The sequence below is a fragment of the Pseudomonas sp. HN11 genome (assembly GCF_021390155.1).
Classification (GTDB): Bacteria; Pseudomonadota; Gammaproteobacteria; order Pseudomonadales; family Pseudomonadaceae; genus Aquipseudomonas.
Genome location: NZ_CP089985.1, coordinates 519,348 through 533,982 on the forward strand (window position 1 = coordinate 519,348; position 14,635 = coordinate 533,982).

At 61.5% G+C, this 14,635-nt stretch carries 14 protein-coding genes and 1 riboswitch; of the genes, 8 read left to right on the plus strand and 6 right to left on the minus strand.

All coding sequences use genetic code 11. The annotated features are described in order from the left end of the window. Window positions 1–59: 59 nt before the first annotated feature. The 4 genes from LVW35_RS02345 to LVW35_RS02360 form a co-directional block, all read right to left on the minus strand. Entirely contained in the window at window positions 60–1,019 is a 960-nt protein-coding gene (locus tag LVW35_RS02345; RefSeq protein WP_233893530.1) for a metal ABC transporter ATPase, read from the minus strand. Window positions 1,020–1,060: 41 nt separating this feature from the next. Next, the gene (locus LVW35_RS02350) at window positions 1,061–1,873 is read right to left on the minus strand and encodes an aldo/keto reductase (RefSeq protein WP_233893531.1); all 813 of its coding nucleotides are present in this window, start codon (window positions 1,871–1,873) and stop codon (window positions 1,061–1,063) included. Next, window positions 1,870–3,039: an NAD(P)/FAD-dependent oxidoreductase gene (locus tag LVW35_RS02355; RefSeq protein WP_233893532.1), complete on the minus strand. Its 1,170-nt coding sequence runs from the start codon at window positions 3,037–3,039 to the stop codon at window positions 1,870–1,872. The genes LVW35_RS02350 and LVW35_RS02355 overlap by 4 nt, the downstream gene beginning before the upstream one ends. Window positions 3,040–3,176: 137 nt before the next feature. Next, on the minus strand, window positions 3,177–3,512 hold the full coding sequence (locus LVW35_RS02360; RefSeq protein WP_012721885.1) for a DMT family transporter: 336 nt from the start codon (window positions 3,510–3,512) through the stop codon (window positions 3,177–3,179). Between the two features lie 102 nt (window positions 3,513–3,614). Here LVW35_RS02360 and LVW35_RS02365 point away from each other — a divergent pair, with 102 nt between their 5' ends. After that, window positions 3,615–4,505, plus strand: coding sequence for a LysR family transcriptional regulator (locus tag LVW35_RS02365; protein WP_233893533.1), 891 nt, complete (start codon window positions 3,615–3,617; stop codon window positions 4,503–4,505). Between the two features lie 23 nt (window positions 4,506–4,528). Beyond that, window positions 4,529–5,806 carry a lipid IV(A) 3-deoxy-D-manno-octulosonic acid transferase gene (waaA, locus tag LVW35_RS02370; protein ID WP_233893534.1) on the plus strand — a complete coding sequence of 426 codons (1,278 nt, stop codon included), beginning with the start codon at window positions 4,529–4,531 and terminating at the stop codon, window positions 5,804–5,806. Window positions 5,807–5,849: 43 nt separating this feature from the next. Here waaA and LVW35_RS02375 read toward each other — a convergent pair whose 3' ends face one another. Further along, a complete protein-coding gene (locus LVW35_RS02375; RefSeq protein ID WP_233893535.1) occupies window positions 5,850–7,289 on the minus strand; it encodes a TolC family outer membrane protein in 1,440 nt (479 codons plus the stop codon). A 195-nt stretch (window positions 7,290–7,484) separates the two neighbouring features. Further along, window positions 7,485–7,590: riboswitch (TPP riboswitch) on the plus strand. Window positions 7,591–7,739: 149 nt separating this feature from the next. Here LVW35_RS02375 and thiC point away from each other — a divergent pair. Next, entirely contained in the window at window positions 7,740–9,644 is a 1,905-nt protein-coding gene (gene thiC, locus LVW35_RS02380) for a phosphomethylpyrimidine synthase ThiC (RefSeq protein WP_233893536.1), read from the plus strand. Window positions 9,645–9,748: 104 nt separating this feature from the next. Then, a complete protein-coding gene (gene cytX, locus LVW35_RS02385) occupies window positions 9,749–11,026 on the plus strand; it encodes a putative hydroxymethylpyrimidine transporter CytX (protein ID WP_233893537.1) in 1,278 nt (425 codons plus the stop codon). On the opposite strand, the gene LVW35_RS02390 is transcribed toward cytX, so the two are convergent. Continuing rightward, a complete protein-coding gene (locus LVW35_RS02390; protein ID WP_233893538.1) occupies window positions 10,995–11,732 on the minus strand; it encodes an RsiV family protein in 738 nt (245 codons plus the stop codon). The genes cytX and LVW35_RS02390 overlap by 32 nt on opposite strands. Window positions 11,733–11,925: 193 nt before the next feature. On the opposite strand from LVW35_RS02390, the gene LVW35_RS02395 reads away from it, so the two are divergent. From LVW35_RS02395 to LVW35_RS02410, 4 genes are all read left to right on the plus strand, one after another. Beyond that, on the plus strand, window positions 11,926–12,543 hold the full coding sequence (locus tag LVW35_RS02395) for an NUDIX domain-containing protein (RefSeq protein ID WP_233893539.1): 618 nt from the start codon (window positions 11,926–11,928) through the stop codon (window positions 12,541–12,543). After that, entirely contained in the window at window positions 12,534–12,983 is a 450-nt protein-coding gene (locus tag LVW35_RS02400) for a DUF1249 domain-containing protein (RefSeq protein ID WP_233893540.1), read from the plus strand. The genes LVW35_RS02395 and LVW35_RS02400 overlap by 10 nt, the downstream gene beginning before the upstream one ends. Before the next feature lie 97 nt (window positions 12,984–13,080). Then, window positions 13,081–13,896 carry a 3',5'-cyclic-AMP phosphodiesterase gene (gene cpdA, locus LVW35_RS02405; protein ID WP_233893542.1) on the plus strand — a complete coding sequence of 272 codons (816 nt, stop codon included), beginning with the start codon at window positions 13,081–13,083 and terminating at the stop codon, window positions 13,894–13,896. A 112-nt stretch (window positions 13,897–14,008) separates the two neighbouring features. Beyond that, a complete protein-coding gene (locus LVW35_RS02410) occupies window positions 14,009–14,617 on the plus strand; it encodes a YqiA/YcfP family alpha/beta fold hydrolase (protein WP_233893543.1) in 609 nt (202 codons plus the stop codon). The last annotated feature ends 18 nt before the right edge of the window (window positions 14,618–14,635 follow it).

Sequence of the window (14,635 nt, forward strand, 5' to 3'; positions counted from 1 at the left end):
GCGGGCTTGCCCTAATGCCGATCAGTTAGCGAACGCAAGCCCGCTCACTACAGTCTGATTCAGCCCTTGGCTTTTTTCTTCGGCACAATCCTGCGCAACACGCGCTGTGCCAGACGCTTTAATTTCGATTCTTTCTCAGGCTCCGCCAGGCCTTGCTGACGTAGCCAATCCTTCCAGCGAATCCGCTCATCACGCACCAGCCAGCCTTCCTGCTGGGCGAAACTTTCCGCCAGGTACAAACCCCGCGTGCTCGCCGGGTGAAGTTGGTCTTTCTTGACGGTATACAGCTCGGCCAGGGGTTGGCCATCCTTGAGGGGCATCAGGTACAGGTCCGGACGCTGGCGGTCCAGGCGTGCCACCAGTTGATCGCCCTCCAGCCGTTCGTCCACGTGGAACAGGCTTAGGGACTTGGCTTCCTTGGGCACTTCCAGGCGCAGGTCGTAAATCAATTGCAGCGATGCGGTAGGCAGGTGCACGTAGGCGCGCGGACGTTCAATCAATTGGGTGGTGGCGCAGCGTACCGGTCGGGCCGCACCGGACAGCGGACTGAGGCGAAAAGGTAGGGCTTCGCGATAATGCAGCGCGGCGGAATAAGGCGCCGGTAGCCAGGTGTCGTTGAAGCGTCCGCCCAGCCAGCCTTCCGGCGTCTCCAGCAGGCACTCTTCGGCGATTTCCTGAATGGCGGTGTGCAGCGGCAGGTTCAGTTCATGGGCGGGCACGTAGCCGGAGATCAGCTTGAGCACCACATCGCCACGGTCCTGGCGACGCTGGCGTACCAGCACCCAATAATCGCGGTTCTGCCAATGCAGGGTCAGACGTACGGATACGCCGAGATTGGCCAGCTCCAGGGCGAAACGCTCAGGGTCTGCCACCTCCACCGGCTTGCGCCGTTGCAGGGTCTGGGCGAAGTTGAGCGGCATGCCGACGCTCTGGTAACTCAGGCCTTCGGGGGTGGCTTCGACGTGCAGTGGCAGTGTCTTGAAGTTGCTGGGGTTTTTTCTTATGAGCGTTCGCGGCATGTCGGCTCCTTCTTGCGACGGGGTCGGCCGCGTCGGCGGCATCAGAGTTGACGAATGACCTTGGCAGCGGTCGCCACGTTATGGGCCAGGTGCAGCGGATTAATGGTCCCGACAATAGCACTGGCGACGCCCGTTTGCGCAAACAACAGCATGAAACTCGCACGAATTGGATCCATTCCAGGTTCCAGACAAACGTGACCACTGGCCAAGGCTTTTTTCACCAGGATGCCCTTGCCATGAGCCGCTGCATAATCAATGACGGTTTTCTCGGCCTTTTCGTTCAGATTGTAGGTGACCATGGCGCAATCGCCCTGTTCCAAAGCCTTGACGCCGCCTTCGACGGTTTTTCCGGAGAAGCCGAAACCACGGATCTTGCCTTCCTGTTTCAGCGCTGCCAGGGTGTGGTAGACCTCGCAGTCGTTGAGTATGTGCAGGTCGTTGCCGTCGGAATGAACCAGCACCAAGTCGATAAAATCGGTTTCAAGTCGTTTCAAGCTGCGCTCGATGGACATCCGGGTGTGAGCGGCGCTGAAGTCGTGGGTGGATGCGCCATTCTCGAACTCTTCACCCACTTTGCTGACAATCACCCAATCCTTGCGTTGACCGCGCAGCAGTGGCCCCAGGCGCTCCTCACTCATGCCGTAAGCCGGCGCGGTGTCGATCAGATTGATGCCCAGTTCGCGGGCCTGACGCAACAGCATGCGGGCCTCTTCGTCACCAGGAATCTGGAAGCCGCTGGGGTATTTCACCCCTTGGTCGCGGCCCAGTTTGACGGTGCCCAGGCCCAGCGGCGAGACCATCAGGCCGATGCTGCCGAGCGGGCGATGCAGGTCGTGCAGAGTGGGCAGGCTCATGGCAACAGTTGCTCCCAGGCAGGTACGCCGATGGCGGGTTTTGGCAGGTCGGGCAGCGGCCCGCTGGCGCTCGGGCGGATGCCGTCACGTTCCAGGCTGTTGATCACCCGATCGGAGAAGTCCGGCGCCAGGGCCAGTTTGGTCGGCCAGCCCACCAACAGGCGGCCTTCCTCGGCGATGAAGGCGTTGTCGGGGCGGGTGAGGCCTGATTGCAGGGGCTCGGCGCGGTCGACGCGCAGGGTGGCCCATTGGGTCTGGCTCATGTCGATCCACGGCAGCAATTGCGCCAGCTCTTTCTGCGCGGTGGCAATCTGTTCTTCCGGCGTGCGTGCTACGCCCTCGGCTTCGGCAATGTCGCCGCCCATGTACCACACCCAGTTGCCGTCGGCGGCCGGGTGGGTGGTGATGGTGATACGCGGCTTGGTGCCGCCGCCCAGGCAGTGGGCATACAGCGGTTTCAGGCCGGGGCCTTTGGCGATGATCATGTGCAAGGGACGCTTTTGCATCGCTGGCTGGCTCAGGCTCAGCGCGGTCAGCAGATCAGCCGTACCCGCGCCGGCACTCAGAACGATGCGCTGGGCGCGGATCTCGCGACTGTCCACCTTCAAGCCCACCAGGGCGTCGCCTTCCAGCAACGGCTCGATCTGTTGCCCGGCGAGCAAACCATCGCCGGCCAGTTGTGCCAGGCGCTCGATCAAGCTCGGTACGTCGATGACCAACTCTGCCAGGCGGTAGACCTTGCCCTTGAAGCGACGGTCTTGCAGGGCCGGCGGCAGGTCGTCGCCCTTGACCTGATCGACACGGCCGCGCACCGCCTTGCTGGCGAAAAAACTGGTGAGGTTGCCGGCGATCGTGCCGGGGGACCACAGGTAGTGTGCTTCGGACAACAGGCGCACACCGGACAGATCCAGCTCACCGTTGCCCGCCAGCGCTTCACGCCAGCGGCGCGGCATGTCGGCAATGGCTTCGGAGGCGCCGGTGAGGGCGCCATGCAGGGCGTATTTCGCACCGCCGTGAATGATCCCCTGGGACTTCACGCTTTGCCCGCCACCCAAGGTGGCACTTTCCACCAGCACCGTGGAAAACCCCTGGCGGCGCAGGCGCGCATTCAGCCAGAGGCCGGCAACCCCGGCGCCGACAATCAGAACGTCGGTGGAAATAGGCATGCGCGCGGGACCTCTGGCGTAGAAAAAGGAGGGCTAGTATAGCGCGCAGCTGCAAGTTATCAGCTGCAAGCGGCAAGTTAGACGCCGACCGCGCTGCTTTTCTTGTCGCTTGCCGCTTAAAGCTAGCGGCTGCTTTCCTAATGCCCTGCTGTTTTCGAAAAAAGCTGGATCACCACCACGCCCAGCACAATCAGGCCCATCCCCAGCATCGCCGGGATATCCAGCTTTTGCCCGTAGATAAACAGCGCCGCGATGCTCACCATCACAATGCCCATCCCGGCCCACACGGCGTAGGCCACGCCCACCGGCACGGTGCGCACCACCAGCGTCAGCATCCAGAACGCCACGCCGTAGCCGACGATCACCAGTAGCAGCGGGATCGGCGTACTCCAGCCCTTGATGGCTTTCATGGAAACGGTGGCGATCACTTCCGAGCAGATGGCAATGGCCAGGTAGCAGTAAGCGGCGTTCATGGGTCAATCCTCGGGGTAATGCAATCAGATAAGGCTGGCATTCTAGAGTGTTGTCAGATGGGGTAAAGTCATTACCTATCCGAATTTGAGATGGGTTGAGCCATGAGCGTGCAGTGGGATCTGGAGCAAATGCGCCTGTTTGTCAGCGTTGCCGAACAGCGCTCGTTTTCGGCGGTGGCGCGTCTGCAGCGCAGGGCGCAGTCGGCGGTGAGCAATGGGATTGCCATGCTGGAGGCAGACCTCGGCGTCAGCCTGTTCGAGCGTAACAGCGGCCGCCAACCTCGGCTGACCGAGGCCGGCAGCGTGTTGTTGGAGGAAGCGCGCGAAGTGTTGCGCCAGTGTGAGCGCCTCAATGGCCGGGCGTTATCTTTGACGCGTGGCGAAGAAGCACGCCTGCGTCTGGCCCAGGATGAGGCCATGTTGTTCCAGCCGGTCCTCGATAGCCTTGAAGCGCTGGCCGGGCAGTACCCGTTGTTAGAGGTGCAGCTCTCCAGCGCTGCCCAGGGCGACGTGGCGCGCAAGCTGGTAGAGCGCAAGGCTGACCTGGGCCTGCTGTTCTATCATGACCAGATCCCCGAAGCCCTGGAGCGGCGCGTGGTCGGCAGCGTCGAGATGGTCACGGTGTGCGGCGTGAATCACCCACTGGCCAAGGAGCGGTACGTGACATGCCAGCGCCTGGCGCAGTTTCGCCAGTTGCTGATGTCGACCCAGACCAGCGTCTACCCCGGCAGCGAAGCCGCCAGCCCGCTGGTGTGGCGCGCCGACAGCTTCTACGTGTTGGCCGAATGGTTGATGAGCGGCCTGGGCTGGGCCTGGCTGCCCCGGCATATCGTGCAGTACCCGACCTATCAGCAACAAATGGTCGAACTGGACAGCGAATGGACGCCGCCGGCCCTGGTGGTGGAACTGGTCTGGCGCCGCGACGAGCACCTGGGCCCCGCTGCGCGTTTCCTGGCTGAACGATTTGCCGAGTGCTTGCAGGCGATCGACTGAAAAAGCCGATAAACTCCGCCGCCATGAATAGAACTCTCTACAGCTGTCTGTTTTACCTGGCGCTGCCCCTGGTGGCTTTACGTCTGTGGCTGCGTGCGCGCAAGGCGCCGGCCTATGCCCAGCGCGTCGGCGAGCGTTTTTCCTATGGCTTGCCGGTGATGCAGCCGGGCGGGATCTGGGTGCATGCCGTGTCCGTGGGCGAGAGCATTGCCGCCGCGCCGATGGTGCGGGGGTTGCTGACGCGTTATCCGACGCTGCCGATCACCGTTACGTGCATGACGCCAACCGGGTCCGAGCGCATCCAGGCGTTGTTCGCCAACGAGCCGCGCATCCAGCATTGCTACTTGCCGTATGACTTGCCGTGCGCCGCCAAACGTTTCCTCGACCGCGTGCAGCCGAAACTGGCGGTGATCATGGAAACCGAGCTGTGGCCCAACCATATCCACGCCTGCGCCCAACGCGGGATCCCGGTGGCATTGGCTAATGCACGGTTGTCGGCGCGTTCGGCCAAGGGCTACGCGCGCTTTGCCAAGCTGACAGCGCCGATGCTGTCGGAAATGAGCCTGTTCGCCGTGCAGACGCACACCGAAGCCCAGCGCTTCCTGAGCCTCGGCGCTCGGCCGGAAACCGTTGAGGTCACCGGCTCGATCAAGTTCGACTTGACCATCGACCCCGAACTGCCAGCGCGGGCTGCTGCGTTGCGCGAGCAATGGGGTGCCCGCGAGCGCCCGGTGTGGATCGCCGCGAGCACCCATGCAGGTGAAGATGAAGTGGTGCTGGCGGCCCATCGCCAATTGCTCGAAAGCTATCCCAACGCGCTGCTGATTCTGGTGCCGCGCCACCAGGAACGCTTCGCGCCGATGTTCGAACTGTGCGAGCAACAGGGTTTTGCCACGGTGCGTCGTTCCAGTGGCGAACCCGTCACCGCGAACACGTCGATATTGCTTGGCGACACTATGGGCGAGTTGCTGTTTCTCTACGCGTTGGCCGACAGCGCCTTCGTGGGCGGCAGCCTGGTGGCGACCGGCGGGCACAATCCACTGGAACCCGCTGCACTGGCCTTGCCGGTAATCATGGGGCCCCACGTGTTCAACTTCCTCGAGATCACCGCGATGATGCGCGAAGCCGGGGCGTTGCGAGAGGTGGATGACGCCGAAGGATTGGCCGAAGCCGTGCGCCAATTGTTCGAACTGCCACAGGGTGCGCGCAAGATGGCACAGGCGGGACTCAAGGTGATGCAGGCCAACCAGGGCGCGTTGCAGCGTTTGCTGGATGGCTTGGGCAACCTACTGAATCACTGACACCCCGCATTCGCGAGCAAGCCCGCATTAGTTTGCGATGTGCTTAATAACCGGGGCGGGCCTTGAGTTGTTCGGCAGCCGCCTTGGCCAAGTCCGGTGGCAGGAAGTCGCGGTCCGGGTTGTAATCCGCCTTGAGGTAGCGCGCCAGGTCCTGCAAGTCGCCTGGGTTCAAGGTGCCTGCCGCCTGCTTCAGGCGCAGGTTGTCGAGGATGTAGTCGTAGCGGCTGTTGTTGTAGTTGCGCACCGACGCGTAGAGCTGGCGCTGTGAGTCCAGCACATCGACGATGTTGCGCGTGCCCACCTGGTAACCGATTTCCGTGGCTTCCACTGCGCTCTGGTTGGAGATGATCGACTGGCGGCGCGCCTGTACCTGCTCCACATCGGTGTTCACCGCACGGTGCAGGTTGCGAGTGTTTTCCACCACCTGGCGGCGCAGGCCTTCGCGCTGCTGCTCGGTCTGGCCCAGTCGTGAGTAGGACTCACGTACTTGGGAGCTGGTCAGCCCACCGCTGTAGATCGGGATGCTCAGGCGCAGACCGATGGTGCGTTGTTCCACATCGCCACGGTACGGCGTGCCGAAGGCATTCGGGTTGCTGAAGCCCAGGGCGTCGTTGTCACCTTTTTCGTATTGCGCCACGGCGTCCAGGGTCGGCGCATGCCCGGCCTTGCGCTGCTTGAGGGTTTCCTCGGCGGCGGTAACGGCGTAGTTGCTGGCAAGCAGGTTCAGGTTCTGACGGCCGGCGGTTTCGACCCAGGCCTTGGCGTCGTTCGGCAGCGGCGGCAACACCGGCAGAGTGTGGACGATGCCCTGTATGGAGTTGTACTGACGGTTGGTCAGGGTGATCAGTGCTTCCAACGCGTCTTCGACCTGGCGCTGGGCCAGGATGCGGTTGGCGCGGGCAGTGTCGTAGCTGGCCTGGGACTGCAGCACGTCGGTCTTGTCCGATAGGCCGACGTCGAAGCGCTCGTTGGACTGGTCCAGTTGGCGCTTGAAGGCGTTTTCTTCGGCCTTGGTCGACGCCAGGTTGTCCTGGGCGCGCAGCACGGCAAAGTAGTTTTCGGCGCTTTGCAGGATCAGGTTTTGTTCGGTAGCGGACAGTTGCAGCGCGGCCTGCTCATTGGTGGCCTCGGCCGCCTGCAACTGGAACCAGCGGTCAGCGCGGAACAGCGGCTGGCTCAAAGTGGCCCGCCAAGAGTGCGCATCGCGGTTGGCGGTGGCGGCGGGCGTGTCGATCTGGGTGCGCACGTTATTGATATCGGCACCACCGGTCAGGTTCGGCAGCAGTCCGGCGCGGGCCTGGGGCACCACTTCTTTTTGCGCGCCGTATTGCGCGCGCGCGGCGGCCAGGTCGGCGTTGTTGTCGACTGCTTCCTGGTAGACGCTGACCAAGTCAGTTTTAGCGGACAAGGGCGCTTCTGCTGCCCAGACCATTCCGTTGGTCGCACAAGACACGGCAAGAGCCAGTGAAAGTTTGCGCAGCATGAGGCGATCCCTAGATAAATATTATGGATATAATTTAGCGCCCAAGGCTAAGGCTCGCCCTGTGTGGCGTCAAGCCTTGAAGCAGTCCCCGAGTGTAGTGGCGCGATCACCACACAACAATCCTGCAAAAGAGCCATTCATCACGCTGAATGCACCGCTATTGGCAATTTGCCCGCACCATGGTCTAGACTGGCCGCGTTCTTGTCGGGGTGCCTTGTTGGAAGGCTGAGATCGGTAAATACCGGATCCCGTTGAACCTGATCAGGTTAGCGCCTGCGTAGGGAACAAGATTTCTCGTCACCCGGCGAGTCCTCTTGTGCTTCGTCCGGGATGCTGTTCGCTTATTGAGCAGCCCTCGTGCATTGAGCACAGCACTGGTTTCAGTGCGTCCATCCGTCACAGGTTCGCTCCGACAAAAATCCACCGCCTGGATAAGTTGGAGAGCCCGTGATGAGCACAGAAATAAAAAGTACAAAACTGAAAAACACCGTGCACTTGAGTGAATCGGCCAAAGTCGACTCCGGCTCCGTGCAGCCCTTTACACGCTCGCAGAAAGTCTATGTGCAGGGCACTCGCCCGGACATCCGCGTGCCGATGCGCGAAATCAGCCTGGACGTGACCCCCACTGATTTCGGCGGTGAAATCAACGCGCCGGTCACCGTGTACGATACCTCCGGCCCCTACACCGACCCCAACGTGATCATCGACGTGCGCAAAGGCCTGGCCGATGTGCGCTCGCCGTGGATCGAGGTGCGCAACGACACCGAACGCCTGTCGGGCCTGAGTTCTCACTTCGGTCAGCAGCGCCTCAGCGATGCCGAACTGACCGCACTGCGCTTCGCCCACGTGAAGAACCCGCGCCGCGCCAAGGCTGGCGCCAACGTCACCCAGATGCACTACGCGCGTAAGGGCATCATCACTGCCGAGATGGAATACGTCGCCATCCGCGAAAACATGAAGCTCGAAGAAGCCCGCGCCACCGGCCTGCTTGACCAGCAACACGCCGGCCACAGCTTCGGCGCCAGCGTGCCGAAAATCATCACCCCCGAGTTCGTGCGCGAAGAAATCGCCCGCGGCCGCGCGATCATCCCGGCCAACATCAACCACACCGAACTGGAACCGATGATCATCGGCCGTAACTTCCTGGTGAAGATCAACGGCAACATTGGCAACAGCGCCCTGGGTTCGTCCATCGAAGAAGAAGTAGCCAAACTCACCTGGGGCATTCGCTGGGGCTCGGACACGGTGATGGACCTGTCCACCGGCAAGCACATCCATGAAACCCGCGAGTGGATCATCCGCAACTCGCCGGTACCGATTGGTACCGTGCCGATCTACCAGGCCCTGGAAAAAGTCGGCGGCGCCGCCGAAGACCTGACTTGGGAGCTGTTCCGCGACACGCTGATCGAACAGGCCGAGCAGGGTGTCGACTACTTCACCATCCACGCCGGTGTGCTGTTGCGCTACGTGCCGCTGACCGCCAAGCGTGTCACCGGCATTGTGTCCCGTGGCGGTTCGATCATGGCCAAGTGGTGCCTGGCGCACCACAAAGAGAACTTCACCTACACGCATTTCGACGAAATCTGCGAAATCATGAAGGCCTACGACGTCAGCTTCTCCCTCGGCGATGGCCTGCGCCCCGGCTCGATTGCCGATGCCAACGACGCCGCGCAATTCGGCGAGCTGGAAACCCTCGGCGAGCTGACCAAGACCGCCTGGAAGCACGACGTGCAAACCATGATCGAAGGTCCTGGTCACGTGCCAATGCAGCTGATCAAGGAGAACATGGACAAGCAACTGGAGTGCTGCAACGAAGCGCCGTTCTACACCCTCGGCCCGCTGACTACCGACATCGCGCCGGGCTACGACCACATCACCTCCGGCATCGGCGCGGCGATGATCGGCTGGTTTGGTTGCGCCATGCTTTGCTACGTCACGCCCAAGGAGCACTTGGGCCTGCCGAACAAGGATGACGTGAAGACCGGGATCATCACCTACAAGATCGCTGCCCATGCGGCAGACCTCGCAAAAGGCCATCCGGGCGCGCAGATCCGCGATAACGCCCTAAGCAAGGCGCGCTTCGAGTTCCGCTGGGAAGACCAGTTCAACCTCGGCCTGGACCCGGACACCGCGCGTTCGTACCACGATGAAACCCTGCCGAAAGACTCGGCCAAGGTCGCGCACTTCTGCTCGATGTGCGGGCCGAAGTTCTGCTCGATGAAAATCACCCAGGAAGTGCGTGAATACGCGGCCAACCAGCGCATTGAAACGGTGGCCGTGGATGTGGCCAAGGGCTTGGCGGAGCAGGCGGAGCGGTTCAAGCAGGAAGGCAGTCAGCTTTATAAGAAGGTTTAAGCGGCAAGCGGCAAGCTGCAAGTTAGAGGCAGAAGCAGTTCTGCTTTTACTTGGAGCTTGCGGCTTGAAACTTGCGGCCCTATTCGCTCACAAGGACATTTGCCTTGAACACCTACTCTCCCGACAACGCCGTCCCCGCCTCCCGGCGTGTCTTCGGCGCCCGCGACCTGTTCTCCCTCTGGTTCTCCCTCGGCATCGGTCTGATGGTCCTGCAAACCGGCGCGCTGCTCGCGCCGGGCCTGGGCCTGTCCGGCTCATTGCTGGCCATCTTCCTCGGCACCCTGGTCGGCGTACTGTTGCTGGCCGCCGTCGGCGTAATCGGCAGCGACACCGGCCTGTCCGCCATGGCGGCCCTTAAGCTCAGCCTGGGCGCAAAGGGTGCGAGCCTGCCGGCACTGCTCAACCTGTTGCAACTGATCGGCTGGGGCTCGTTTGAAATCATCGTGATGCGAGACGCGGCCAGCCTGTTGGGCACACGGGCGTTCAGTGAGAGCAGCCTATTGGCCGCTCCATTGCTGTGGACCCTGTTCTTCGGCGGCCTGGCGACACTGCTGGCGGTCAGTGGTCCGCTGACCTTCGTGCGCCAGATCCTGCGTAAATGGGGCATCTGGCTGCTCCTCGCCGCCTGTCTGTGGCTCACCTGGAACCTGTTCGCCAAAGCCGACCTCGCCGCGCTCTGGGCTCAGGTCGGTGACGGTTCAATGTCGTTTGCAGTGGGTTTTGATATTGCTATTGCCATGCCGCTGTCGTGGCTGCCGCTGATTGCCGACTACTCACGCTTCGGCAAACGCGCGAAAAGCGTGTTTGGCGGCACAGCCCTGGGCTTCTTTATCGGTAACTTCTGGTTGATGAGCCTGGGCGTGGCCTACACCCTGGCATTCGCGCCGAGCGGTGAGGTGAATGCGCTGTTGCTGGCGTTGGCCGGGGCTGGCCTGGGGATTCCGCTTCTATTGATTCTGTTGGACGAATCGGAAAACGCCTTCGCCGATATTCACTCGGCGGCGGTTTCCAGCGGGATAGTGTTGCGGTTGAAGGTCGAGCACCTGGCGCTGGCGATCGGCGTGATCTGCACGCTGATCGCCTGTTTCGCACCCCTGGCTCAATACCAGAATTTCCTGCTGCTGATCGGCTCGGTATTCGCGCCGCTGTTTGGGGTAGTACTGGTGGATCATTTCATCCTGCGCCGTCGTAGCGCAGGTGTTGTAGCCAGCCTGCGTTGGCCAGCGCTACTCGCCTGGTTGGGTGGCATTGCGACTTACCACTTGCTGGCCAATCTGTATCCGGATATCGGTGCGACCCTGCCGGCACTGGCGCTGGCAGGGCTGTTGCAGCTCATCCTTGGCCGGGTTTTCAGCGGCGCGCGGGCACCAGTTCAGGCTTGAGGATGCCGTCCAGCCGCGAGTAAGGAATCTGCAACTCGACGTGGCCCAGGGCATACGGTGCGATAGTGGTGGTGGGGTATTTGAGGATCACGCCACCATAGGTCAGCGCCACGTTCGGGGTTTTCTGGAAGGGGTAGGTTTTCACAAACTCCGGCTCCAGGCTCAGGCGGGTGCTGATCAGCCAGCTGTTGTGAGCAACTTGAGCTGCTTTCCAGAACGCATCTTCCTTGCCGGGCAGCAGCATATCGGTGAGGGGCAGGGCCTTTTGCTGCTGACGCGAATAGTTGATGAATGCACGGCCCGGCTCGCCATGAGTCGCGCCCTGATCCAGGTAGCTGGACAACTCGATGATCACCAGACCGTCATGCTGCTCCCGTACCTTGGCCTGCAAATACATGCTGTTGCGCGGCGCGGCGGTGCGCAGGAACTGCTCGCTGTACGTCGCGAGGCTGGTGGGCAGCGGGTCGGCCTGGGTCATTTCCAGCAGGCGCTGTTCGATCAAGGCATCCAGCTTGGGCTCCTTGGCGAAGTGCACGGTGTCGATATTCACCAATGGGCAATCGGTGCTGCCGCAGCCCGGCTTGCTTTGCTCGGTGGCGTCGCGAGTGGCTTCCAGCGGGGTCTTGAAGCTCGGTTGGAACAGGCTCTGGCAAGCGCCGAGGGTCAATGCAATGCAGGCCACGGAGGCGATTTTTAAAAGCGACATGTAAGTCCTTCGTCTATCGAGAAGAGCGAAATTTGTGGAGCTTCGACTGCCGGCGCGGCAGTCAGTTCGCCACTAAGCTGATTAGAGTGTGTTTGACGCCCGCCGTCTATCCCGGCAACTGGAAAGGGGCTGCATCCAGAGGCGTGAGCGCGTTAGGATGGCGCCAATTGCGCAGGCTTAACGAGGATGGGATATGACGGATTTTGCAAAATCGACGCCGAACAAGATCGAAATTGTTCAGCGCGAGAATGCCTTCAAGGGGTTCTATCAGCTCGACCGCCTGCAGTTGCGCCACGAAAAATTCGATGGCGGCATGAGTCGCGTGATCAACCGCGAAGTGTTTGTTCGTCATGATGCCGTGTGTGTATTGCCTTACGATCCGCAGCGCGATGAAGTGGTGTTGAACGAGCAGTTCCGCGTCGGCGCCATGGGCCGCACGGACAACCCCTGGTTGATCGAGATGGTTGCCGGCCTGATCGACAAGGATGAGCAACCGGAGGAGGTTGCACACCGCGAAGCCGAGGAGGAAGCTGGGCTGACATTCTCCGCGCTGTGGCCCATCACCAAATATTTTCCGTCGCCCGGCGGCAGTACAGAATATGTGCACTTGTACCTGGGTCGCTGCGACAGCGCCGGAGTAGGGGGCGTCCATGGATTGGAAGAAGAAGCTGAAGATATCCGCGTCACCGTATGGGCCTTCGAAGATGCCCTGCAAGCGGTGCGTGACGGCAAAATTTCCAACGCAGCCAGCATTATCGCCCTGCAATGGCTTGCGCTTAACCGCGCGGAAGTGAGGGGGTTATGGCAGTAAAGACACGGGAACGTTATCGAGTCGACCTGATCGGCCTGCAAGCCGCCTGCGAGGCCAACTATGCGCGGCTGATGCGCCTGCTGCCCGACATGCGTCATGCCCCAGAGGCGCGGCGCATCGGCGTGACCCATGGCGACCAGATGCTCGGCGTGCTGGCCCTGGAAGTCATCGTCAACTGCCCCTATACGACCACCCTGCGCGTGCGCCAGGAGCACAGCCTGCCATGGCTGCCGGTGCCGCAGCTGGAAGTGCAGGTGTACCACGATGCGCGCATGGCCGAAGTGATCAGCGCCGAACATGCGCGGCGCTTTCGCAGCATCTATCCCTACCCCAACGTGTTCATGCACCAGCCCGATGAGAAGGCACAGCTCAATGTGTTCCTCGGTGAATGGTTGAGCCACTGTCTGGCCCTGGGCCATGAGTTCGAAGTTGTGCGGTAGATGTGAACTGCATCTGCTTCCCAAGGTTTCCTCTTGTGTCCTGCCCCAGCATAATCACGCCAAACCTCCATTCCTGTGATTGCCTTGGGAGAGCGCCTTGCCGAGCGTATCCACTGTGAGTTCCGACGCGCCTGCATTGCTGGTGCAACTGTCCGACAGCCATCTGTTTGCCGAGGCCGACGCTGCGCTATTGGGCATGAACACCTGTGAAAGCCTGCAAGGCGTCATCGAATTGGTGCGCGCGCAGCAGCCGCGCATTGATCTGGTGTTAGCGACAGGGGACCTGTCCCAGGACGGCACGCTGGAGTCGTACCAGCAATTTCGCGATATGACCCGGCAGATCGACGCGCCGGCACGCTGGATCCCCGGCAATCACGACGAGCCGCAAATCATGGCCCATGCCGCCGTGCACAGCGATCTCTTGGAACCGGTGGTCGATATCGGCAACTGGCGCGTGACCTTGCTGGATTCTGCTGTATCCGGCTCGGTGCCGGGCTACTTGCAAGACCAGCAACTGCAACTGCTGGCCCAGGCCCTGAGCGAAGCGCCGACCCGACACCACCTGGTGTGCTTCCATCACCATCCAGTGCCCATCGGTTGCGCGTGGATGGAGCCCATTGGTTTGCGCAATCCTGAGGCGTTGTTTGCCGTGCTCGACCGTTTCCCGCAGGTGCGGGCGGTACTCTGGGGCCACGTACACCAGGAAATCGACCGCGAGCGCAACGGCGTGCGGCTGTTGGCGTCGCCGTCTACCTGTATCCAGTTCGCTCCGGGCAGTGATGATTTCAAGGTCAGCGAGCAGGCGCCGGGGTATCGCTGGCTGCGCTTGCATGCCGACGGACGGTTGGATACAGGCGTGGAGCGGTTGCAAAATTTCGCATTTACCGTGGATTACGGCAGCAACGGCTATTAAAGCTGTAAACGCTCCCACATTGGATCTTTAGCGTACTAAGGATTGCGGTCATCACACACCACCCCGATCCCTGTAAACTGCGCCTCTTTGGCTGAGTCACGGAGAGCCCGGCATGCCCGCTTCGATCCTCTATATCCACGGTTTCAACAGTGCGCCGGCGTCCAACAAGGCCAGCCAACTGATCACCGTGATGGACACTCTCGGCCTGGCCGACCAGTTGCGCGTACCGGCCCTGCATCACCATCCCCGTCAGGCGATTCCTCAGTTGGAAGCGGCGATCGCTGAACTGGGGCGGCCACTGCTGGTCGGCAGCTCACTCGGCGGCTACTATGCAACCCATCTTGCCGAACGCCATGGCCTCAAGGCGCTGCTGGTGAACCCGGCGGTCAGCCCTCATCGGATGTTCGACGGTTACCTGGGCACCCAGAAGAACCTCTATACCGATGAAACCTGGGAACTGACCCACGACCACGTCACGGCGCTGGCCGAGCTGGAAGTACCGGCGCCCCAGGACGCCGCGCGGTATCAGGTGTGGTTGCAGACCGGGGATGAAACCCTGGATTATCGCCTCGCCCAGCAGTATTACCGGGCCTGTGCCTTGCGCATCCAGGCCGGCGGAGACCATGGTTACCAGGGGTTCGCCGAGCAATTGCCGGCGATGTTGAGCTTTGCCGGCATTGGCGCAGATCAGTATCAATCCTTCGATTTTTCTTCATTGTAAGAATCGCAGGCCATATTT

What these genes read in the sequence shown, in the direction of transcription:
- LVW35_RS02345 (WP_233893530.1), bottom strand. Translation starts at nt 1,019, where the DNA reads ATGCCGCGAACGCTCATAAGAAAAAACCCCAGCAACTTCAAGACACTG.
- LVW35_RS02350 (WP_233893531.1), bottom strand. Translation starts at nt 1,873, where the DNA reads ATGAGCCTGCCCACTCTGCACGACCTGCATCGCCCGCTCGGCAGCATC.
- LVW35_RS02355 (WP_233893532.1), bottom strand. Translation starts at nt 3,039, where the DNA reads ATGCCTATTTCCACCGACGTTCTGATTGTCGGCGCCGGGGTTGCCGGC.
- LVW35_RS02360 (WP_012721885.1), bottom strand. Translation starts at nt 3,512, where the DNA reads ATGAACGCCGCTTACTGCTACCTGGCCATTGCCATCTGCTCGGAAGTG.
- LVW35_RS02365 (WP_233893533.1), top strand. Translation starts at nt 3,615, where the DNA reads ATGAGCGTGCAGTGGGATCTGGAGCAAATGCGCCTGTTTGTCAGCGTT.
- waaA (WP_233893534.1), top strand. Translation starts at nt 4,529, where the DNA reads ATGAATAGAACTCTCTACAGCTGTCTGTTTTACCTGGCGCTGCCCCTG.
- LVW35_RS02375 (WP_233893535.1), bottom strand. Translation starts at nt 7,289, where the DNA reads ATGCTGCGCAAACTTTCACTGGCTCTTGCCGTGTCTTGTGCGACCAAC.
- thiC (WP_233893536.1), top strand. Translation starts at nt 7,740, where the DNA reads ATGAGCACAGAAATAAAAAGTACAAAACTGAAAAACACCGTGCACTTG.
- LVW35_RS02390 (WP_233893538.1), bottom strand. Translation starts at nt 11,732, where the DNA reads ATGTCGCTTTTAAAAATCGCCTCCGTGGCCTGCATTGCATTGACCCTC.
- LVW35_RS02395 (WP_233893539.1), top strand. Translation starts at nt 11,926, where the DNA reads ATGACGGATTTTGCAAAATCGACGCCGAACAAGATCGAAATTGTTCAG.
- LVW35_RS02400 (WP_233893540.1), top strand. Translation starts at nt 12,534, where the DNA reads ATGGCAGTAAAGACACGGGAACGTTATCGAGTCGACCTGATCGGCCTG.
- LVW35_RS02410 (WP_233893543.1), top strand. Translation starts at nt 14,009, where the DNA reads ATGCCCGCTTCGATCCTCTATATCCACGGTTTCAACAGTGCGCCGGCG.